This window comes from Streptomyces sp. R-74717, from assembly GCF_047305335.1.
Lineage (GTDB): Bacteria > Actinomycetota > Actinomycetes > Streptomycetales > Streptomycetaceae > Streptomyces > Streptomyces atratus.
In genome coordinates this window covers 892,830-916,883 of record NZ_CP102361.1, presented here as the reverse complement: position 1 = coordinate 916,883, position 24,054 = coordinate 892,830, and the positions used below count along the sequence as shown (strand labels likewise).

4 protein-coding genes are annotated in these 24,054 nt (G+C 69.9%); all 4 read right to left on the bottom strand.

Features of this window, described 5'->3' with window-relative positions; translation table 11 throughout:
• Positions 1 to 27: 27 nt before the first annotated feature.
• Genes NRF20_RS04165 through NRF20_RS04150 form a run of 4 tightly spaced genes read right to left on the bottom strand, consistent with a single transcriptional unit; the run spans position 28 to position 23,867 of the window.
• Positions 28 to 1,524, bottom strand: coding sequence for an amino acid adenylation domain-containing protein (locus NRF20_RS04165; protein ID WP_398631642.1), 1,497 nt, complete (start codon positions 1,522 to 1,524; stop codon positions 28 to 30).
• Positions 1,521 to 4,871, bottom strand: a complete 3,351-nt coding sequence (locus tag NRF20_RS04160) for an amino acid adenylation domain-containing protein (protein WP_413752028.1) — start codon at positions 4,869 to 4,871, stop codon at positions 1,521 to 1,523. The genes NRF20_RS04165 and NRF20_RS04160 overlap by 4 nt, the downstream gene beginning before the upstream one ends.
• Positions 4,864 to 6,663: a carbamoyltransferase gene (locus NRF20_RS04155; protein WP_398631644.1), complete on the bottom strand. Its 1,800-nt coding sequence runs from the start codon at positions 6,661 to 6,663 to the stop codon at positions 4,864 to 4,866. Before NRF20_RS04155 ends, NRF20_RS04160 begins: the two co-directional genes overlap by 8 nt.
• Before the next feature lie 50 nt (positions 6,664 to 6,713).
• Positions 6,714 to 23,867, bottom strand: a complete 17,154-nt coding sequence (locus tag NRF20_RS04150) for an amino acid adenylation domain-containing protein (RefSeq protein ID WP_413752025.1) — start codon at positions 23,865 to 23,867, stop codon at positions 6,714 to 6,716.
• Between the last annotated feature and the right edge of the window lie 187 nt (positions 23,868 to 24,054).

The following is a 24,054-nucleotide window of genomic DNA, read 5'->3' as shown; positions in this document are numbered from 1 at the left end:
ACCGGTGACGGTGTGCGTGTGCCTTGCTCAGGGACGTCTCAGGCGCTCCTCGATGATTCGCCGCACCCCGTTGCGGTCGGTCTTCCCCGAGGTGTTGCGCGGCAGTTCGTCGAAGAACAACAGGCGTCCCGGCCGCATGTGGACCGGCAGGTCCCGCCGCAGGCGTTCGCGCAGCGCGGCCTCGGCGGCCGCCGGGCCGACGGGTCCGCCGTCCTCGGCCCGGCACACCACGGCGAGATGCAACTCGGCCCGCCCACGCAGCGCTTCGGTGAGCAGGGCGACCGCCTGCGAGACGCCTGGGGTGCGCTCGGCGACCGACTCGATCTCGCCCAGCTCGACGCGGTGTCCCCGGATCTTCACCTGGTCGTCGATCCGGCCGTGGAAGAAGTACTGCCCGTCGGCACCGATCCGCACCATGTCGCCGGTCAGATAGGCACGGGAGCCGTCGGGGCCGGTGGTGAAGGACCGGGCGGTGAGGCCCGGCTCACCGACGTAACCGCGCGCCACGCCGACCCCGTAGAGGCAGAGTTCACCGACCTCGCCCTCGGGAACGGGCTGCCGCGCCCCGTCCAGCACCTGGGCGCGCAGGCCGGTGATCGGTACGCCTATCGGAAGCGGGTCCCGGTAGGGGGCACGGACCTCGGTGCACAGGCCGCAGACGGTCGTCTCGGTGGGGCCGTACCCGTTCCACAAGGTAGCGACGGCCCCGTCCAACTCCTCGGCCAGCGCGGCGGGCAGCGCCTCCCCGGCGCTGACCAGGTGGGTGAAGGCCCGCTCACCGGCCAGGAAGGGAAGCAGCAGCCGCAGCTGACTGGGTGTGGCGTACGCGGCGCCGGGCTCCTGGGCGAGCAGCCATTTCGCGAAGAACTCCGGGTTTCGCGCACACCGCGACGGAGCGACGGCGATCGTGCCACCGCTCGTCAGCGGCACCAGCATCTCCGGCACCGACATGTCGAAGACGATGCTGCTGTGCGCGAGCATCCGGTCGCCCGGCCCCAGCCCCATGGCGCCGGAGAAGTGGTCCAGCATGGTGAGCAGCCCGGTGTGCTCGATCTCCACCCCCTTGGGGAGCCCGGTCGAGCCCGAGGTGAACAGGATGTACGCGGCAGGCTCGCCCGCGTCCGGCGGGCCGGTGGTCCCGGTCGCCCGCCCGGAGACCACGTCGGCGACGGCGGCGCGGACGATGCCGTCGGCGTACGGAAAGGGAACGGCCGCCTCGCAGCCCGCCTGTCGGACCTGGTGGCGGCGGCGCTCGGCCGGCGCGGCCGGATCGAGCGGCACCGCCACCGCGTCCAGCAGCCAGGTCGCCAGCAGGGCGACCACATAGTCGGTGCCGTACCCGCACTCCACGGCGACCCGCGTACCGGGGCGCACCCCGTCAGCCGACAGCCTGGCCGCGCGGGCGCGGGCGGCGGACTCCAGTGCCGCGTAGCTCAGTTCGCCGCTCTCGTCGACGATCGCCACGGCGTCCGGCTGGATCTGCGCCCAGTGCAGGAAGCGGCCCAGAGAAGGAGCGGCGCTCACAGCCCGCCTCCCGTCAGCTCCTGCCGTACGAGGGTGGTGAGCCCGCGCAGGGTGGGGTTCTCGAAGAAGTCGACCAGATCGATCGTGACGTCCAGCTCCTCGCCGAGGAGGGCCAGCAGCCGCATGGCCTTGATGGAATGTCCGCCCGCGTTCAGGAAGTTGTCCTCCGGCCGGGCGCTCCCGGTGCCGAGCACCTCCTGCCAGAGCGCGGTGACCGTGCCGTCGACCGGGTCGCCGTCCTGAGACGGATCGGCGGATTCCGCAGGAGCGCAACCACCGGCCCCGGCCCCGTCCGACGCCGACAGGAGTGCCTCGCGGTCCGCTTTCCCATTGGCGGTGACGGGGATGCGGTCGACGACGATCACCGTCGGAAGCATGTACTGCGGCAGTTCGCTGCGCAGTCCGTCCCCGAGCGCGGTGACGTCCGGGGCCACCTCCGGTCCGTCCCCGGCGGTGTCCGGTGCCACGAAGGCGATGATCTCGATGCCGTCGTCCGTCGGACGTGCGTGCACGACGGCGTCGGCCACCCCGTTCTGCCTCCGTACCGCCGCCTCGATCTCGGCGAGTTCGACACGGTGGCCGCGCACCTTCACCTGGTCGTCGAGCCGCCCCACGTACTCGTACCGCTCACCGGGCAGGACCCGTACCTGGTCGCCCGTGCGGTAGAGCCGCTGCCCGGGACGCCCGGCGAACGGGTCGGGGACGAAGGCAGCGGCGGTCTGCGCGGCGGCGTCGAGGTAGCCGTGGGCGAGCCCCTCGCCGCCCACGTACAGTTCCCCGGTCCCGCCTTCCCCGACCCGCTGCCCGGATGCGTCGAGGACGTACGCCGTGCTGCGCGGGAGCGGGCGGCCGAGGGGGACCACGCCCTCGGCGAGATCCTCGGCGGTCACTCGGTGCGTGGTGCTGAACGTGGTGTTCTCGGTGGGTCCGTAGCCGTTCACCACGGCGGCGGGCGGGGCGGCTGCGAACAGCTTCCCCAGCCTGCGTGCATCGTGTTTCTCACCGCCGAAGAGCAGCACCCGCAGATCCCGGAAGGCGTCGGGCGCGAAGTCCACCATCTGGTTGAGGAGCGTCACGGTGAGGAACATGACGGAGATGCGCTCGTCGGTGAGGAAGGAACGCATCCGCCGCGGCGACAGCAGGACGTCCCGGTCCGCGACGACGAGGGTGCCGCCGCCGGCCAGCGCTCCCCAGATCTCCAGCGTCGCCGCGTCGAAGGCGGGATTGGACACATGCGCGACCCGGTCGGCGGGGCCGAACGTCACGAAGTCCGCATCTGGCACCAGCCGTACGACGGCACGGTGCGGCACCACCACCGCCTTGGGACGGCCCGTCGAGCCCGAGGTGCAGATCACGTAGGCCACATCGGCGCCGGTCACCGCCGCCGGGGCCACCGGGGCCTCGTCGGTGACGAGCAGCTTCTCCAGCAGGTGGGCGGGCACCACCTCTGCGAGCAGTTCGGCCGCGGCGTCGTCCGTGACGACGGCCGCCGTCGCCGCGGTCCGCACGATGTGCCGGGTGCGCTCGGCCGGCTGAGCGATGTCCACCGGCAGATAGGCGGCGCCCGCGTAGAGGATGCCGAGGCACGTGGTGACCGACGCGATGCCACGCTCCATGGGCACGGCCACCACCGCGCCGCGGGCGATCCCGGCCGTCCGGAGCCCGGCGGCCACAACGCTCGCCCGCCGGTCCAGCTCCCCGTACGTCAGCGTCGTGCGCCCGTGTCGCACCGCCACCGCGCCGGGGTGCTCCACGGCCCGGCGGTGCACCCTTTCGTGGATCGGTACGAACACGTCGAGCGCGTCCGTACGGTACTCCGGCAGAGGGGCGTCCGGCCGTGCGAAGGCCTCGCCGACGGCCGCCACCATGCGTCGGTGCAGGGCGGCCGCCGCCTCGTCGGTGAACAGGTCCGTGGAGTACTCCAGTTCGCAGACCGTTCCGCGACCGGTCCGCGTGACCAGCCACAGCACCTCGTACTTCGCGGTGCCCGTGCCGATCTGCTCACGCTCGGCGCTGTGACCGTCCCACCGCAGCCCGCACCGTGTGGTGTCCATGTAGGTGAGGGCGGTCTGAGTCAGCGGGGCCCGCGAACGGTCGGAGCCGGACCGCACCTCCTCGACGAGCCTCTGGAACGGCACCTGCTGATGGGCCAGGGCACCGGTCACGACACGACGCACCAACCGGACCACGTCACGGGCCGTGGCCCCGGGCCGGACGGTGAACCGCAGCGGCAGCGTATCGACGAACATGCCGACCTCGCCCGCCTGGGCGGGACCCCGCGACGAGGCCGGCACGGCGAGCATCAGATCCCGGTCGCCCGTCACCGCGATCAGGCCGGTCACATAGGCGGCCACCCACGCCATGAACGGACTGAGCCGTTCCTCCTCGGCCGACGACAGGATCGTCGACACCTGCTCGTCCGTGAGCAGGATGCGATGGGCGGCGCCTGCGACCCCGGGCCGCGCCGGACGGGCCAGATCGTGCGGCAGGGACAGCGCCCCCGGGCAGCCGGCGAGCATCGTCCGCCAGTGGTCCAGCGCCGCCCCGGCATCCCGCGGCCGTACGGACACGGCCTGCCCGCCGGTGGACGCCCGCTCCCACTCCGTGCCCTCTGCGCCAGAGCCGTCCTCGTAGAGCTGCTGGAGCTGTGTTTCGAGGAGGTCCAGCGAGACCCCGTCACACACCAAGTGGTGCACGGTCAGGACCAGTTCACTGCCCGCGTCACCCCGGTCCACGACAAGGGCCCGCAACAGCGGAGGCCGGCCCAGGTCGAACGGTGTGCGCACCTCGGTGTCGACGAGTTCGCGCACACTCTCGTCCGACACGCCCCGCGCGTCCACCCACCGGCAGGCCACGGAGGCCTTCCGCGCGGTCAGTGAGAGCGAGGGCTTCACGAAGCCGCGCCGCAGCGCCTCGTGCCGGGCCGCCAGCGTGTCGAGCGCGGCGCGCAGCCTGATGACGTCGAGACCGCCGGGAAAGCGGTAACGGACGGCGAGATGGTAGACGGCGCTCCCCGGGTGGAGCTGTTCGGCGGTCCACAGCCGTTCCTCGGCGGCGGTCAGCTCCCTCGTTTCCGGCCCTCCCCCATCGGGGCCTGCGGTCAACGCCGCCGACAGTGCGCCGAACTCCGGGTACTCGTAGAGGATGTCCAGTTCGAGCTCCTGGCCGGTGAGTTCGCGCAGCGAGATCGCCACTTCCACGGAGAGGACGGAGTCGCCGCCCTCGTCGAAGAAGTTGCAGTCGTCGCGGACGTCGTCCAGGCCGAGGGCGTTGCGCCAGATCGCGGCGACGGCCTCACGGAGCTCCGCCACGGAACGTGCCCCGGCGGGGGCGGGCCGCTCACTCATCGGTCGCACCTGCGGTCCCGGCGGCCGACGGCTGGTCGCGGGTCACCAGCCAGTCGCCGATCGCCAGCGCGTCCAGCGTCGAGCGGGCGAACGTGGCGACCGCGACGTCCGGCGTCCGCACGATCGGCTGGCCGCGCAGATTGAACGAGGTGTTGACCACCATCGGGATGCCCCGGTCGTCACCGACCCGGCGGATCAGGCGCCAGAACCTCGGCGCGCTCTCCCGGTCGACGGTCTGCACCCGCGCCGAGCCGTCGACATGTGTGATCGACGGCAGCTTGTCGCGGTACTCGGGCCGCACCGGCGCCACGAACAGCATGTGACGGTACATCGACTCCTGCCCCGGCTCGATCTCGAAGTAGGTGGTCGCCTCCTCCGCCAGGACGGCCGGCGCGAACGGCCGGAACTCCTCACGCTGCTTCACCACGGTGTTCAGATGGGCACGCATGCCGGGCGACGCCGGGTCCGCGAGGATGCTCCGGTTGCCCAGCGCACGCGGGCCGAACTCCATCCGCCCCTGGAACCAGGCGACGACCTTCCCCGCGCCGATCAACGACGACACCTCGGCCAGCAGCTCGTCCTCGGCCGGCTTCCGTACGGTGAATCCGGCACCCAGTCCACGCAGCTGCGCCTCGATGTCCGCGTCGTCGAACTCCTCGCCCCAGTACGGCATCGTCATCGGGGCCGGCGGCGCCGGTACGTGCTGCTGGAGCTGCCACAGAGCCGCGCCGAGGGCCGTACCGTCGTCCCCCGACGCCGGTTGCACGAACACCCGGTCGAACAGACCGCTGCGGGCGATCACTCCGTTGGCCGTGCAGTTCAGCGCGACACCACCCGCCATGCACAGATTGCGGGAGCCGCCCGCACTATCGGCCGTCTCACGCAGGACGTACAGGAGGCTCTCCTCCAGCTTGCGCTGGACGGTCGCCGCGACATCCATGTGCCGCTGGTCGAGCGACGCCTCCGGATGCCGGGCCGGACCGAACAGCTCCTCCAGCCGCCGGATGGCCCCCCGGTGCGTCTCGCGCTCCGTCGGCGACTTGTCGTGCGCCAGGACGGGGGCCAGCAGCCGTCCGCCCGGAGCCCTGCGCACCAGCTCGTCCGCCACATTCGCGTACCGGCTCGCGTCCCCGTAGGGCGCCAGGCCCATCACCTTGTACTCGTCCATCCCCGGCAGGAAACCCAGGTACTGGGTGACGACGCTGTAGAGGATGCCCAGCGACGCGGATATGGAGTAGCTGCGCACACCGTGCAACGCGTCACCGCTGCCCCGCAGGACCGACGTGGACTCGGCCTCGCCCATACCGTCGGCCACCAGTACCGTCGCGTCGGGGAACCCGCTCAGGTAGTAGCTGCTGGCGGCATGGGCGACATGGTGGCCCACCCGGACGAGCTTGCGCTCCCAGTCCTGGTCCGGATAGTGCGTGCGCAACACCTCGTACTGCACGTCCTCGCTGTACACCTCGCGGTACCAGCGCCGGGCGAACTCGTCGCGCTCGAACGCGACGGACGGCTCGTACCGGAAGCCGTGCGCGACGAAGTCGACGTCGTCCAGGGTCACTCCTGCCATCCGCAGGCACGCCTCGACCGCGTCGACGGGGAACGCGCCCGTGCCCTTCACCCCGTCGTGCCGCTCCTGCGCCGAGGCGGCGATCACACCCTGCTCCCCGACCAGGGCCGCGGCCGAGTCGAGGCCCTGCACCACACGCTGTTCCCGCCAGTCCAGACCGGGCAGCATGTTCTTCTTGACGGACAACGATCGGTCGAGTCCGCTGACACCGAGCACCAGCACGTCGAATTCCTTTCGAAAGGGTCCAGCCGGATTCGGATGTGTACGGCGCATCAGGACCGGCCGGACACGCCCCCGTCGGTCTGATCTGTCGGATCGTCCGGGCCGGCGAATACCGCGGCCACGTCCCCGATCCAGGGCTCCCGCATGAGCTGGTAGTGGTCGCCGTCGGCGTACGAGACACGCAGCGTCCCGGCGAACCGCTCCCACCCGCTGATCGCGGCACGGACGGCCGCCTCCTCACCCCGGCGGGACACCACGAGGTGCACGGGGCCCGGGTAGGGGGAGGGCCGGTGCCCGGCCAGGCCGGACAGCATCCCCTGCCAGAACTCCATGAGTGACGCGGTGACGGGCCCGTTCAGCTCGGCCAGCGCCTCCGCGTCCACGCCGAGCAGCCGCAGCACGTCGTCGACGGCGTGCTCCGCCAGGAGCCGGCGCGGTCCCAGCCGTGCCACATCGCTACGCAGCCGCTCCAGCGCCGCCGCGTCCGCCGCCGTGTCCGGCCCCTGTCGGGGAGCGGCGTCGATGATGACGACACGATCGGCCACGATGCCCCGGTCCGCCAGCCGTGAGGCGACCTCGTGTGCCAGCACACCGCCCGCCGACCAGCCCGCGATCACGGGCCGCCGCCCCCGGAGCAGGGGCGCCAGTTCGCGGGCGTAACCCGATGCCAGCGAGGCGAAGTCCGCCGTGTCCCCGCCGCCCATCAGGTCCCCTTGGACCCCCAGGACCTCGAAGGACCCCGAGACCCGGGCCGTCAGATCCCGGTAACAGAAGAGCGTGCCGCCGAGCGGATGCACCAGCACCAGCGGCTGGAGCCCGGGAGAGCCGCCGAGGCCGATGACGCTGCGCGGGCCGCTGCTTCGGCCCCTGCCCTCCCGCTCGTGCCGGGCGTCGTCGAGGTACGCCGCCTGGCCCGCCAGTGTGGGAGTGCTGTACAGCTGCGGCAGGGGAACCGTGGTGCCGAACGCGGCGCCCAGCTCACCCGCGAGCCGTACGGCCAGCAGACTGTGCCCGCCGATCGCGAAGAAGTCGTCCTGCCGGTCGGCACGAAGGCCGAGGAGCTTGTGCCACACCTCGGCGACGCGCCGCTCCGTCCGGGAGAACGCCGACTCCGCCGCGCCACGGCCCGGTTCGCCCGGACCCCCGATTCCTTCAGAAGTTTCGGTTCCGTCGGGACCCGAGCCGGGGCCGCCGGTCAGCAGGGCGCCACGGTCCAGCTTTCCGGCCGGGGTGAGCGGCAACGCGTCGACCACGACGAAGTGCGCCGGAACCGCTGCCGACGAAAGCCGGGAGGCGGCATGCCGTCGCAGTTCCCGCTGGTCCGGGGCACCGCCCTGGGCCGCTACGACGTTCGCCAGCAGCCCCTCGTGGTCCGGATGGCGGCCGACGATCGCGCCGGCCACGCCCGGATGGGCGCGCAGCACCGCCTCGACCTCCTCCGGCTCGACACGCTCGCCGAGCACCTTCAGCTGGTGATCCACCCGCCCTAGGAACTCCAGATCGCCGGAGCCCGTGAGACGGCCGACGTCACCCGTACGGTAGAGACGGCTCCCCGCCGGGCCCCAGGGGTCCGGCACGAAACGCTCGGCCGTGACCCCGGGCCGGCCGAGGTAGCCCCGGCCCACCCCGGCGCCGCCGACGCAGATCTCACCCGCGGTGCCGGGCGGCACTTCACGCCCTGCGGCGTCCAGGAGATGGATCCGGGTGTTGGCGCAGGGCCGGCCGATGACTGGCCCGCCGTCACCCGTCACCCGTGCGATGGTCGCCTCGACCGTCGCCTCCGCCGGCCCGTAACTGTTGAACGCCCGCACGCCGGACCTCCTGCCCAGCGCCGCCCACAGATCGGGCGGGCACGCCTCGCCGCCGAAGACGAGCAGCTCGGGCGGCCACGGTGCGTCCAACAGCCCTTGCTCAACCAGGAGTTGAAGCTGGGCAGTGGTCGTGTCGATGACATCCACGGCCCGCTCGCGATCGTGTGCGCGGGCGACGAGGTGCCCGGGGTCCCGCCGCTGCTCCTCGCTCAGCACACACAGCGTGTGACCGTCGAGCACCAGGAGAACCTGCGCCAGCAGGAAGTCGGAGATGTACGCCGACGTGCCGGTCACCACCCGCAGCGGCCTCTCAGCACCCAGCGAGCGAGTGCGCCCCAGCGGCGTCCCCACCGCATAGGCGGCGAGGCTGCCGTGCTCGATCATGACGCCCTTGGGGCCACCGGTGGTGCCGGACGTGAACATCACGTAGGCCAGGTCGCGGGAGCTCACGGACGGCAGCGCGGCACTGTCCGGGCCGTCCCCGGACCGCTTACCGGTCTCCTCCTGCCCTGCCTCGTGCGTGACGGCCGAAAGATCGAACAGCCGGTGACCGTTCGGGGCGGCCTGCGGGTCGTCGGTGATCAGCACGACGGGCCGGGCCTGATCCAGCATCGAGCGCAGGCGGTGTTGCGGCAGCCCGGGATCGAGCGGGACGAACGCGGCCCCTGCCTTCCACACTGCCCAGAAGGTGGTCAGCGCGGCCGATCCGGGCCGCAGGAAGATGCCGACGAGATCGCCGTGACGTACCCCGTCCCGACGCAGCCGCCGGGCGAGGCGATCGCTGTCCGCATCCAGCCGGGCGAAGCTGATCCGTGTCTCGCCGTCCTCGATCGCGAGCGAGTCCGGGGTACGGGCGGCCTGCCGCCGCAGCAGCTCGTGCACCGGAACCCTGCCGGCCGCCCGGGCGTCCGTCGTGTAGTTCAGCATGTCGAGCAGCGCCTGCTCGGCCTCGCTCAGCAACGGCGCCCCGTGCGCGTCCGCTCCGATGTCCGCCGCCACCGCTTCCAGTGCCCGCAGATGGTAGTCGCGCAGCCGGGCGACCTGGCCGTCCGACAGCTCCGCCGTGTCGTACTCCAGCTCCAGCCACATCCCGCCGAGCACCGATTCCCGGCTGAGCGTGACGCTGAACGGGAAGCTCGTCGGGGCAGCGCCCGGGACGTCACTGCCCGGTCCCTCCTTGGCCAGCGCACCCGCCTCGGCGAGCGCACCGAACTGCGGAAAGTTGTTGTAGGTGAAGTTGACCTCGAAGAGCGGTGCACCACCCAGTTCGCGCCGGAGCGCGGCCATCGGATACCTGCGGTGCGGCAGCATCTCGCGCTCGGCGTCGAACACGGCGCGCGCCAGATCGGCCCAACTGCCCTCCGGCAGAAGGAGCCTGAACGGCACGGTGTTGAGGAAGAGCCCCCGCACCTCGGCCCCGTCGGTCTCCTCCAGCCGCCCGTTGGCCGTCAGCCCGGTGATGACATCCGGGCTCCCCGTCGCCAGGCTCAACGCACGCAGATGGGCGGCCAGCAGCACTGCCTTGAGTGGAACACCGGTTTGCGCGGCACCGTGCTCCAGCGCGGTGAGGAGCTGCGGGGGCAGATGCGTGGTGACGCTGCGGTAGCCCGGCTCGTCGGACAGCTCGGCCGAATCGCGCGGGAGGCGGGTGTCGGGGCGGTCGGTGAGGAGGTTGTGCCAGTAGGTGGTGTGTTCGGGGGTGGTGAGTGCGTTTTGTTCGGCTGCGATGTAGTCGCGGTAGGTGGAGCGGAGGGGCGGGAGCGATGCAGTGCTGCCGTCGAGGAGGGTGTGGTAGGTGTCGATGATTTCGGCGAGGGTGGAGGCGAGGCTCCAGCCGTCGAGGATGGCGTGGTGGTCGGTGACGGTCCACTGGAAGGCGTCGTCGGACAGCACATGGACCGTCATCCGGAACAACGGCGCCGCGCCGATGTCGAACACCTTCGCGCGCTCGGTACGGACGCACTCCCGCAGAGCCGTGCGCTGCGCGTCGTCCCCGAGACCCCGCAGATCCAGCACCGTCAGCTGCACATCGACGTCCGTGTGCACCAGTTGGAGCGGCTTGCTGTACCCGGTCAGCGCCAATGACGTACGCAGAATGGGATGCCGCTTCACCACCAGCGCGAGAGCCCGCCGGAAGACCGGAGCGTCGAACGGACCGGCGACCGGAAGGTTCTCGACGTTCAGATAGGGGTTGCGGTCGGGGTCGCGTTGCATTTCGTAGACCATGCCGATTTGGAGTTCGGCCATGGGGTAGGCGTCGTCGAGGTGGTGGGGGAGGTGGTTGCGGTCGTGGGGTGTGATGAGGGAGAAGGGCTGGGTGGTGGGTGGTGTGGTGGTGGGTTGTGTGGTGGTTGTGGTGGTGGCGAGGTCGGCGAGTGTGGGGTGGTGGAAGAGGTCTTGGAGGTGGAAGGTGAGTCCGTTGTCGCGGGCTCGGCCGAGTATCTGGATGCTGCGGATGGAGTCGCCGCCGAGTTCGAAGAAGTTGTCGTGGCGGCCGATGCGGTCGACGCCGAGAACGTTGCTCCAGATCGCTGCGAGCAGTTCCTCCGTCCCGGGCAGCGGAGCGATGAACTCGGCTGCCAGTTCGGGGCGTTCGTTCGTCGGAGCGGGCAATGCCCGGTGGTTTAGCTTGCCCTGCGGAGTGAGCGGGAGGGTATCGAGGAGGACGAAGTTCCTCGGGATCATGTAGTCGGGGAGGTGGCCGGCGAGGGTATCGCGGAGTTCGCTGGTGGTGGGCCGGTCGGTGCCCGGTTCCGGTACGAGATAGGCGACCAGATCCGCACGGCCCTCGAGATCGTCCCGGACGACGACAACGGCCTGCAGGACCGCATCGAGCCGGGCCAACTGGTCCTCGATCTCTCCCAGTTCGATGCGGTATCCGCGGATCTTGACCTGGGCGTCGGCCCGGCCCAGGTACTCCAGTTCGCCGTCGGCCGTCCAGCGGGCGAGGTCGCCACTGCGGTAGAGGCGGGCACCGGGGGCCGGCGTCAGGTGATCCGGTACGAATCGTTGTGCGGTGAGAGCGGGTTGACCGGTGTAGCCACGCGCCAGGCCCGCGCCGCCGATGTGGAGTTCCCCGACCACTCCGATCGGGGTGGGGTTCCCGTACAGGTCGAGGACATGGAGTCGGAGGTCCGGGAGGGCGCGTCCGATTCTGGTGGCGTTGTTGTTCAGTTGGTTTTCGTCGATTTCGTTGGTGGTGACGTGGACGGTGGTTTCGGTGATGCCGTACATGTTGATGAGGCGGGGTGTGGTGCAGCCGTGGCGGTTTGTCCAGCGGCGTACGGAGGGTGTGTCGAGTGTTTCGCCGCCGAAGACGATGGCGCGTAGGGCGAGGTCGTGGTTGTGGGTGCGGTCGGTTGCTTCGAATTGGCGGAAGGCTGATGGTGTTTGGCTGAGGAGGGTGATGGCGTGGTCGTGGACAAGGGTGTAGAAGGCGTCTGCGTCGCGGCTGGTGAGGTAGGGGACGACGACGAGGCGTCCGCCGGTGGTGAGGGCGCCCCACATTTCCCAGACGGAGAAGTCGAAGGCGTAGCTGTGGAAGAGGGTCCAGGTGTCGTCGGGGCCGAACGGGAGGCGTTGTCGGACGGCGTTGAAGAGGCGGGTGACGTTGGCGTGGGTGACGGTGGTGCCTTTGGGGCGTCCGGTGGATCCCGAGGTGAAGATGATGTAGCAGGCGTGGTCGGGGTCGAGGTGCTGGGGGAGGTGGGCGAGGGTGTCGAGGTCCGGCGTGGTGGTGGCGGTCTGGAGGGTGTGGATGTTCAGGGTGTGCCAGGGGCCGTGGGGGATGGTGTCGTGGGTGGGTTGGTGGGTCAGGACGAGGGTGGCGCCGACTTCGGTGAGCATGTGGTGCATGCGGTCGGTGGGGAAGGCGGTGTCGAGGGGGACGTAGATGCCGTGGGCCATGAGGATGGCGAGTGTGGTGATCACGGTGTCGAGGGATCGTTCGACGCAGACGCCGACGCAGACCTCGGGTCCCACGCCGTGTTTGATCAGCAGTGTGGCGATCCGGGCGGCGCGGGTGACGAGTTCGGCGTAGGTGAGGGTGTTGTCGTCGCAGACGACGGCCACGGCGTCGGGGGTCTCCAGCGCCCGGCGTGTCACCAGTTCGTGGATCGCGCCGACCGGGAGTTCTTCGCCGTCACCCGCCCACGACTCCAGCAGCTCCCGCTCGGTGTCTCCCAGCAGGACGACGTCCCCGGACGCGGTGTCCGGTTCGGAGACCATCGAATCCAGCACCCGCACATACGAGTCGCGCATCAACGACACCTGGACGGGAGTAAGTTCGCCGCTGTCGTACTCCATCTCCAGGCTCAGCCCCGGGTGCCCGGGCTCTTGGCTGACGGCCACCAGCAACGGGAAGTGGGTCCGCCCGCCTCCGGTCGCACGGGCTCGATCGTCGTTCGTGTCCGCCCCACCGGCGAGTGCGTCGATCTGGCGGAAATGGTTGTACACGAAGCCGGTCTCGAAGAGCGGTTCCCCGCCCAGTTCGCGCTGGATCGCGGACATCGGGTACCTGCGATGGCGCAGCATGTCCTGCTCGGCCTCGAACACCGCGCGCGCGAGGTCCCGCCAACTGCCGTCCGGCAGCTCCAGCCGGAACGGCAGCGTGTTGAGGAAGAGCCCTCGCACCTCGGTGCCGTCGGTCTCCTCCAGCCGTCCGTTGGACGACAGCCCCGTGACGACGTCCCGGCTGCCGGTGGCGAGGCTCATCACCCGCAGATGCGCTGCCAGCAGCACGGACTTCAGCGGCACCCCACAACGCCGGGCGAACCGGTCGAGACCATCGCCCAGACCGACCGGCAAGGGCGTGATCAGTTCCCCGTGCCGGCGCTCCGCGTCGTTGCGGTGCACCTCGCCCGCGCTGCACAGCCCCGCGAGCCCGTCGGGAAGAGCAGTGGTGTGGCGGGGGAGGCGGGTGTCGGGGCGGTCGGTGAGGAGGTTGTGCCAGTAGGTGGTGTGTTCGGGGGTGGTGAGTGCGTTTTGTTCGGCTGCGATGTAGTCGCGGTAGGTGGAGCGGAGGGGCGGGAGTGATGGAGTGCTGCCGTCGAGGAGGGTGTGGTAGGTGTCGGTGATTTCGGCGAGGGTGGAGGCGAGGCTCCAGCCGTCGAGGATGGCGTGGTGGTCGGTGACGGTCCACTGGAAGGCGTCGTCGGACAGCACATGGACCGTCATCCGGAACAACGGCGCCGCCGCCACCGAGAAGCCCTCGTCCTGTTCGCTACGGACGCACTCCGCCACCGCCGCCCGTTGCGCACCATCGTCCTGACCCCGCAGATCGACGACGGTCAGCGGCGACTCGACCCGCTCGTGCACGAGTTGCACCGGCTCGCTGTATCCGCTCAGGTCGAACGAGGTACGCAGGACATCGTGGCGGCCCACCGTCAGCTCGACGGCCCGCCGGAAGGCGTCCTCCTCGAACCGCTCGCCGAGCCGCACCGTGCTGACGTTGTGGTACGGGTTGCGGTTTGGGTCGATCTCCATCTCGTAGACCATGCCGACCTGGAGTGCCGCCATCGGATAGGCGTCCACCAGCCCCTCCGGCAGCGCCTGCCGGTCCTTCGCCGACAGCAGGGCGAACGGCTCCGCCGTCGGCGGGGGGAGCAGGTCCGCCGTCACCGAAGTCACCTCGGTGCCCAGCGCGGAGAGTGTCGGGGACCGGAACAGTACGGGCAGCGTGAGCAGCAGACCCTCCTCCCGGGCCCGTCCGATCACCTGAATGCTGCGGATCGAGTCGCCGCCCAGGTCGAAGAAGTTGTCGTGCCGGCCGATCCTGTCCACCCCGAGGACCTGACGCCAGATCACCGCCAGCCGTTCCTCCACCCCGGGCAGCGGCGCCACGTACTGGGACGACAGCTCCGGGCGGTCCCCGGACGGTGCGGGGAGTCTGCCCCGGTCCACCTTGCCCTGGGCCGTCAGCGGGAACGCGTCGAGGAACACGAAGGCCTTCGGCAGCATGTACTCGGGCAGCGTATCCCGCAGCGCCGAACGCAGTTCGGACACAAGGGGCGCCGGGGCGTCGCACACCACGTACGCCACCAGATCGGCCCGGCCCGACGCGTCCCGCGGCGCTGTCACGACACACTGGCGAACGCGCGGATGAGCGCCGATCGCCGCGCTCACCTCGCCGGGCTCCACCCGGTAGCCGCGAATCTTGACCATGTGGTCGACCCGGCCGAGGAACTCCACCCGGCCCTCGGCCGACCAGCGCCCCCGGTCACCCGTGCGGTACAGCCGAGCACCCGGCACGGAGGGATGCGGCAGGAAGCGCTCGGCGGTCAGCGCGGGTCTGCCGAGATAGCCGCGTGCGAGGCACGGCCCGGCCACGTACAGCTCCCCCGGGCTGCCCACGGGCACGGGATGGCCGGCCTCGTCCAGCACCCGGACCTCGGTGTTGGCCAGCGGTGTGCCGAGCGGCAGAGGGCCGGCCGGGAGCGAGTCCGCAGTGAAGATGCCGCAGACGGAGAACGTGGTGGTCTCCGTCGGCCCCCAGCAGTTGATCAGCTCAAGTTCAGGGCAACGGGCGAGGATCCGGCCTGCGTGCGGTGCGGAAACCGTCTCACTGCCGGTGAGCAGTCGGCGCAGTCCGTCGAACGTCTGTGGCTGCTCGTCCGCGAGCAGGGTGAACAGCGAGGCGGTGGCGTGGAGGACCGTCACGTCGTGATCCGTCACCCAGCCCGCCACATCGGCCGGGGCGTACCGTCCCGGTGGAGCGAGCACGAGCCGGGCCCCCGCCGCCAGCGGCGCCCATATCTCGAAGGTGGAGACATCGAAGGCGACCGTCGCGATCTGGAGAACGGTGTCGTCCTCCCTCAGCTCCATCGCGGGGCCGCCGTGCAGCAGCTCGGTCACGTTGCGGTGCCGGGTCACCACGCCCTTCGGCCGCCCTGTGGAACCGGAGGTGAAGATGGCGTAGCAGGCGTTGTCCGGCCCGGCGCCGGCCTCCGGGACCCGGCCGCACCGCGCCTCCTCGGGCAGAACGACGGTGTCCACGTCGACCGTCTCCCACGGCCCCTGCGGAACCAGCTCCGTAGTACTCGCCCCGGCCAGAACCACCCGCACGTCCGCCTCCCGGAGCATGTGCGCGAGCCGGGCCGCAGGGAAGGAGACATCCAGCGGTACGTAGGCACCTCCGGCCTTGAGCACGGCCAGGAGCCCGACGACCAGTTCGGGCGAACGGTCCAGGCCGACCCCGACGAAGACCTCGGGGCCGACGCCCAGCCGGCGCAGATGATGGGCCAGCCGGTCGGCACGCGCATCGAGCTCGCCGTACGTCAGGGACCGCTCCCCGGTGACCACGGCGACGCGGTGGGGATGCGCCGCCGCCCGCGCCTCGACCAGCTCGTGGACGGGTGTGGACGGGACAGCGGCGGCATTGTCGTTCCAGCGCTCCAGCAGGGCCCGCTCGGCCTCGCCGAGCAGGACGGCCGCTCGGTGGGCGGCGTCCGGATTCTCGGCGATCGCCCGCAGCGCCCGCAGGTGGTAGTCGCGGATCAGACGCATCTGCTCCGCGGGGAACTCCCTGGCGTCGTACTCCAGCTCCATCCGCATTCCGGCCAGGCCGGGTTCGCGGCTCATGGCCACATGCAGGGGGAAGCTGGTCCGGGCGACACCGGCGGCCGTCTCGTCGTGCGGTCCGGAGACCGAGGCCCGGCCCCCCTCGGCCAGCTCGTCCACATGGCGGAAGTGGTTGTAGACGAAGCCGGTCTCGAACAGGGGGTCGCCGCCCAGTGCACGTTGCAGCGCCGGCATGGGGTACCTGCGGTGCGGCAGCATCTCCCGTTCGGCATCGAACACGGCGCGCGCCAGATCCGCCCAGCTGCCGTCCGGCAGCCGCAGCCGGAAAGGCAGCGAATTGAGGAAGAGCCCCCGCACCTCGGTGCCGTCGGTCTCCTCCAGCCGCCCGTTGGACGACAGCCCTGTGACGACATCCGCGCTGCCCGTGACCAGGCTCAGAACCCGCACGTGGGCGGCCAGGACGACGGCCTTGAACGGCACGCCGATCCGGGCGGCACTGTCCTCCAGCGCCGACAGGAGATCCGGCGGCACGACGGTGACCAGCGCTCCGTACCCGCCGGTGCCGTCGTGCTCATGCACCTCGTCGTCGAGCCGTTCCCCGATGAGCAGGGAGTCGCCGTTGCCGCCGTGGCGGGGGAGGCGGGTGTCGGGGCGGTCGGTGAGGAGGTTGTGCCAGTAGGTGGTGTGTTCGGGGGTGGTGAGTGCGTTTTGTTCGGCTGCGATGTAGTCGCGGTAGGTGGAGCGGAGGGGCGGGAGTGATGGAGTGCTGCCGTCGAGGAGGGTGTGGTAGGTGTCGATGATTTCGGCGAGGGTGGAGGCGAGGCTCCAGCCGTCGAGGATGGCGTGGTGGTCGGTGACGGTCCACTGGAAGGCGTCGTCGGACAGCACATGGACCGTCATCCGGAACAACGGCGCCGCCGCCGGATCGAACCCCGTCGTCCGCTCCCCCCGGACATAATCGGCCAGCTCGCACCGCTGCCGGGCGTCGCTCAGCCCGCGCAGATCCACCAGGCCGAGAGGCATCTCGACTTCCGCGTGTACCAATTGCATCGGTACGGACAGACCACTGAGGTCGAAAGAGGTACGCAGCACAGGATGCCGCTCCACCACCCTGGACACTGCCGCACGGAAGGCTTCCTGCTCGAACCGGCCCGGAAGATGCAGCGACGTCACATTCAGATAGGGGTTGCGGTCGGGGTCGCGTTGCATTTCGTAGACCATGCCGATTTGGAGTTCGGCCATGGGGTAGGCGTCGTCGAGGTGGTGGGGGAGGTGGTTGCGGTCGTGGGGTGTGATGAGGGAGAAGGGCTGGGTGGTGGGTGGTGTGGTGGTGGGTTGTGTTGTGGTGGTGGCGAGGTCGGCGAGTGTGGGGTGGTGGAAGAGGTCTTGGAGGTGGAAGGTGAGTCCGTTGTCGCGGGCTCGGCCGAGTATCTGGATGCTGCGGATGGAGTCGCCGCCGAGTTCGAAGAAGTTGTCGTGGCGCCCGATGCGGTCGACGCCGAGGATGTCGGCCCAGATGGTGGCGAGGGCTTCTTCGGTTCCGGGGAGGGGCGGGGTGAACTCTGTTTCGAGGGCGGGGCGTTCGGTGGTGGGGGCGGGCAGGGAGCGTCGGTCGAGCTTTCCCTGCGGGGTGAGGGGGAGGGCGTCGAGGAGGACGAAGTTCCGCGGGATCATGTAGTCGGGGAGGTGGCCGGCGAGGGTGTCGCGGAGTTCGCTGGTGGTGGGCCGGTCGGTGCCCGGTTCCGGCACGAGATAGGCGACCAGATCCGTACGGCCGTTCGCCTCCTGATACGGAAGGACAACGGCCTCACGCAGATGGGCCACCCGGGCCAACTGGGCCTCGATCTCACCGAGTTCGATGCGGTATCCGCGGATCTTGACCTGGGCGTCGGCCCGGCCCAGGTATTCCAGGTCGCCGGAGGGTGTCCAGCGGGCGAGGTCCCCACTGCGGTAGAGCCGGGCTCCCGGCGTCCGTCCCAGGTGATCGGGGACAAAACGCTCAGCCGTGAGGGCCGGCCGTGCGTCGTACCCGCGCGCCAGCCCCGCCCCTGATACGTACAGTTCGCCGATGACACCGATCGGCGCGGGATGGCCGTGCTGATCCATGATCCGGAGTCGGAGGTCCGGGAGGGCGCGTCCGATTCTGGTGGCGTTGTTGTTCAGTTGGTTTTCGTCGATTTCGTTGGTGGTGACGTGGACGGTGGTTTCGGTGATGCCGTACATGTTGATGAGGCGGGGTGTGGTGCAGCCGTGGCGGTTTGTCCAGCGGCGTACGGAGGGTGTGTCGAGTGTTTCGCCGCCGAAGACGATGGCGCGTAGGGCGAGGTCGTGGTTGTGGGTGTGGTCGGTTGCTTCGAATTGGCGGAAGGCTGATGGTGTTTGGCTGAGGAGGGTGATGGCGTGGTCGTGGACGAGGGTGTAGAAGGCGTCTGCGTCGCGGCTGGTGAGGTAGGGGACGACGACGAGGCGTCCGCCGGTGGTGAGGGCGCCCCACATTTCCCAGACGGAGAAGTCGAAGGCGTAGCTGTGGAAGAGGGTCCAGGTGTCGTCGGGGCCGAACGGGAGGCGTTGTTGGACGGCGTTGAAGAGGCGGGTGACGTTGGCGTGGGTGACGGTGGTGCCTTTGGGGTGTCCGGTGGATCCCGAGGTGAAGATGATGTAGCAGGCGTGGTCGGGGTCGAGGTGTTGGGGGAGGTGGGCGAGGGTGTCGAGGTCCGGCGTGGTGGTGGCGGTCTGGAGGGTGTGGATGTTCAGGGTGTGCCAGGGGCCGTGGGGGATGGTGTCGTGGGTGGGTTGGTGGGTCAGGACGAGGGTGGCGCCGACTTCGGTGAGCATGTGGTGCATGCGGTCGGTGGGGAAGGCGGTGTCGAGGGGGACGTAGATGCCGTGGGCCATGAGGATGGCGAGTGTGGTGATCACGGTGTCGAGGGATCGTTCGACGCAGACTCCGACGCAGACCTCGGGTCCCACGCCGTGTTTGATCAGCAGTGTGGCGATCCGGGCGGCGCGGGTGACGAGTTCGGCGTAGGTGAGGGTGTTGTCGTCGCAGACGACGGCCACGGCGTCGGGGGTCTCCAGCGCCCGGCGTGTCACCAGTTCGTGGATCGCGCCGACCGGGAGTTCTTCGCCGTCACCCGCCCACGACTCCAGCAGCTCCCGCTCGGTGTCTCCCAGCAGGACGACGTCCCCGGACGCGGTGTCCGGTTCGGAGACCATCGACTCCAGCACCCGCACGTAGTAGTCCCGCATCAACGCCACCTGGTCCTCGACCAGAACACCGAGGTGGTAGTCGAGACTCAGGAGCAGCCGTGTGGAGTACGGATTGCGGATCACGCCGACACTCAGCGGGAAGTTGGTCGGCTCGGCACGCAGCGTGCTGAAGCTGTCGATCTTCCCGTCCACGATCGTCAGACGACCCTCACCGAACTCGTCGGTGAGCACGTGGAAGTGGTTGTAGACGAAGCTGGTCTCGAACAGGGCCTCGCCACCCGTACGACGCTGCAACGCCCCCAGCGGGTATCTGCGGTGGGGCAGCATGTCCTGCTCGGCCTCGAACACCGCGCGTACGAGGTCCAGCCAACTGCCGTCGGGCAGGTCCAGCCGGAACGGGACGGTGTTCAGGAAGAGTCCCCGCACCTCGGTCGCCCCGGCCTCCTCCAGCCGTCCGTTGGACGACAGCCCGGCCAGCACGTCCGTGCTTCCGGTGACCAGACTCATGACCCGCAAATGTGCTGCCAGCAGCACGGACTTCAGCGGCACCCCACAACGCTTGGCCAGCGCCAGCAGTTCGTCGCACAGCTCCGCCGGTAACAGCGTCTCGATCGAGCCGTGCTTCTCGGCCGTGTGCAGCACCCGCCACTCGTTCTCGCGCTCGGGCGTGGCCAGCCGGGCGTCGTGCCGGTCCGGCCAGCGTGGGAGCCGGCCCGTGGGCCGGTCGGTGAGCCGCTCCAGCCAGAACGCCTCGCTCTCCTTCGAGCGCAGCACCTCCCGTTCCGCCGCGATGAAGTCGCGGTACGCGGACTCGGGCGGGTCCAGGGCGACGACCGTGCCCGCACCGGCCGCGAGCCGGTGGTAGAGGCCAGTGATCTCGGCGAGCGTGGAGTGAAGGCTCCAGCCGTCGAAAATGGCGTGGTGCTCGGTCACCGTCCACTGGAACGCATCGTCGGAGAGCCGGTGGATGCCGAACCGCAGCAACGGTGGCCGGGAGTGGTCGAACACATGGGAGCGTTCGAAGGTCACGTATGCGGCGATCTCCGATTGTTGCGCCTCGTCGTCGAGTGCGCGCAGATCGGACACCACGCACGGCATCTCCGCCGTGGCATGCACCAGCTGGAGCGGCTCGCTGTAGCCGCTCAGCTCCAGGGACGTGCGGAGAATCGGGTGGCGTTCCACGACCAGGCGGAGCGCCTCCTTGAAGCTGCGCTCGTCGAACCGGCCGTTGATGCGCATGCTGTCCACGTTGTGGTACGGCAGCCGTTCACGGTCCAGCTCCATCTCGTAGATCATGCCGACCTGGAGTTCCGCCATCGGATAGGCGTCCACGAGGCCCTGCGGCAGCCGCGCCCTGTCCTCGGCGCTCACCATGGAGAACGGCTCACGGTCGCGCTGCGGAGCTTCGGATGGCGAATGGGCGCAGGCGGCCTCGGCCAGCCCCGCCGGGGTGGGCGTGCGGAAGAGGTCCTGCAGCTCGAAACCGACCCCTTGGGTACGAGCCAGTCCCAGCACCTGGATGCTGCGGATGGAGTCGCCGCCGAGGTCGAAGAAGTTGTCGTGGCGGCCGATGCGGTCGACGCCGAGAACGTTGCTCCAGATCCCCGCGAGCAGCTCCTCCATCCCCGGCAGCGGAGCGATGAACTCGGCTGCCAGTTCCGGGCGTTCGGTCGTCGGAGCGGGCAAAGCCCGGTGGTTGAGCTTGCCCTGCGGAGTGAGCGGGAGGGCATCGAGGAAGACGAAGTTCCTCGGGATCATGTAGTCGGGGAGGTGGCCGGCGAGGGCGCCGCGGAGTTCACTGGTGGTGGGCCGGTCGGCGTCCGGCTCCGGCACGAGGTAGGCGACGAGGTCGGTGTGGCCGCCGAGATCGTCCCGGACGACCACGACGGCCTGCCGGATCTCGGGCTGCCGGCCCAGTCGGGCCTCGATCTCCGGCAGCTCGATGCGGTATCCGCGCACCTTCACCTGGGCGTCGGCCCGGCCCAGGTACTCCAGGTCGCCGGAGGGTTTCCAGCGCGCCAGGTCCCCGCTGCGGTAGAGCCGGGCTCCCGGCGTACGACCGAGATGGTCCGGCACGAAACGCTGTGCGGTGAGGGCCGGTTGACCTGTGTAGCAACGTGTCACGCCGGGCCCACCGACGTAGAGCTCCCCGACGACACCGATCGGACTCGGATCGCCCGACGGATCCAGGACGTAGAGACGGAGATCGGGCAGCGCCCTGCCGATCCGGCTGAACGTACCGTCGAGCTGCCCCTCGTCCACCTCGGTGTACGTCACGTGCACGGTGGTCTCGGTGATGCCGTACAGGTTGACGAGGAGCGGCGAGGCGTAACCGTGACGGGCGCCCCAGCGTCGCACCGACGCCCGGTTCAGCGCCTCGCCTGCGAACAGCACAGCCCGCAGAGCCAGTTCCCCACCCTCCACCGCATCGACCGTCTCGAACTGGCGGAAGGCGGAAGGGGTTTGGCTGAGCATTGTGACCGACCGGTCGCGTACGAGTGCGTAGAACGCCTCCGAGTCCCGGCTGGTGAGGTAGGGGACGACGACGAGGCGTCCGCCGGTGGTGAGGGCGCCCCACATCTCCATGACCGACACATCGAAGGCGTAGCTGTGGAAGAGGCTCCAGGTGTCGTCGGGGCCGAACGGGAGGCGTTGTCGGACGGCGTTGAAGAGGCGGGTGACGTTGGCGTGGGTGACGGTGGTGCCTTTGGGGCGTCCGGTGGATCCCGAGGTGAAGATGATGTAGCAGGCGTGGTCGGGGTCGAGGTGCTGGGGGAGGTGGGCGAGGGTGTGGTCGAGGTCCGGCGTGGTGGTGGCGGCCTGGAGGGTGTCGATGTTCAGGGTGTGCCAGGGGCCGTGGGGGATGGTGTCGTGGGTGGGTTGGTGGGTCAGGACGAGGGTGGCGCCGACTTCGGTGAGCATGTGGTGCATGCGGTCGGTGGGGAAGGCGGTGTCCAGGGGGACGTAGATGCCGTGGGCCATGAGGACGGCGAGTGTGGTGATCACGGTGTCGAGGGATCGTTCGACGCAGACGCCGACGCAGACCTCGGGTCCCACGCCGTGTTTGATCAGCAGTGTGGCGATCCGGGCGGCGCGGGTGACGAGTTCGGCGTAGGTGAGGGTGTTGTCGTCGCAGACGACGGCCACGGCGTCGGGGGTCTCCAGCGCCCGGCGTGTCACCAGTTCGTGGATCGCGCCGACCGGGAGTTCTCCGCCGTCACCCGCCCACGACTCCACCGACTGCCGCTCGGCAGGCGCCATGAGCGGCAGCCGGCTCACCGGAAGATCGGGCGTGGCGAGGATCTGACCGAGCAGGATCTGCCAGTGGTCCACCAGAGTGCGGATGGTGTCGGCGTCGAACAGGTCCGTCGCGTACTCGACCTGGAGACGGAGCCCGCCCGGGCGCCGGTACACCGACCAGGTGAGGTCGAACTTCGCGGTCCCCGTGGCCACCATGGAACGTTCGACGCTCAGCCCCTCACCGAAGGGCTCCAGCGGCTCCTCCTCATGGAAGGCGAAAAGCGTCTGCACAATCGGGTTGTGACTCAGTGACCGTTCGGGGTGCAGTTGCTTCACGGCGAGATCGAACGGGGCCCTGCTGCGGGAGAGCGCGCTCAGCAGCGACGCGCGGGAGCGGGCCACGAGCTCCCGGAAGCCGGGGTCGTCCCCCAGGTCCACTCGGAGGACGAGCGTGTCGACGAAGAAGCCGACCAGATCGTTGAGCTTGGCGTTGTCCCGGCCCGCCACCGGCGAACCGACAACGACATCGCTGCTCCCCGAGTGGCGCGCGGCGAGCACCTGGAAGGCGGCGAGCATCACCGTGTACAGACTGACGTTCTCCTCGGCGGCGAACGCCTCCAGCGCCGCCGAGGACACTCCGGTGAGCGGGAAGTCCGTCGTCTCGCCCCGATAACTCATCTCAGCCGGACGGGGGCGGTCCGTGCCGAGGTCCAGCACGGCCGGAGCATCGGCCAGCGCGTCCGTCCAGGCCGCCAGGGCCTTCTCCGTTCGAGGACCACGCAGCGTCTCGCGCTGCCACAACGCGTAGTCGGCGTACTGGACCGGCAGGGGCTCGACCGACCCGCCGCCGGCACGATACGCCTCGTTCAGCCGGCGCTGGAACACATCGAGGGACCAGCCGTCGCAGGCGATGTGGTGGAAGGTCAGCTGCAACCAGTGTTCGTCTTCGGACAGCCGGTACAGCGACGCACGCAGCATTGGATCCCGGGCCAGGTCGAACGGCCTGCGGGCATCCGCCTCGACGGCCTCCCGTGCGCTGTGGACGCGGTCGGCGGGGGCGAGGCCGGTGAGGTCGACGAGCGGGCAGTCCGTCTCACGGGTGTCCAGCAGCCGCTGGCGCGGCTCCCCGTTCCCGTCCGCCTCGAAGACGGTGTACAGGGCGTCATGACCGGCCGCGGCCGTAGTGAGGGCGACCGTCAGGCGGGCGGCGTCCAAGGGGCCGGTGAAGCGAAGAACGACCGGAATGTTGTAGACGGCGTTGTCCCCGAGCCAGCGGTCGAGGAACCAGAGCCGCTGCTGGCCGAAAGAGAGCGGACCGCGCTCATCCGGCCTGGCGCGGAGCCGGCCGGCCGAGGACGGTCTTGTTCCGCCTTCCGCACGCCCGTCTTCTCCCGCGTTCTCGTCGGTCGTGGGGATGCCGTCCATGATGACGCCCTTCTCACCGGTCCACTAAAGGTCCAATAAAAACGAAACGCGGCCGCGGTTTCTTGAAGAGCACACAGAGCAGTGCGTACGTGCATCGCCGAAGAGAACCTGTGAACGCTGCGAAGAACTGCGGGATTATTTGCATGGGACATGGAGGAGCGCTGTCACATTAGAGAAGCGCATCAGG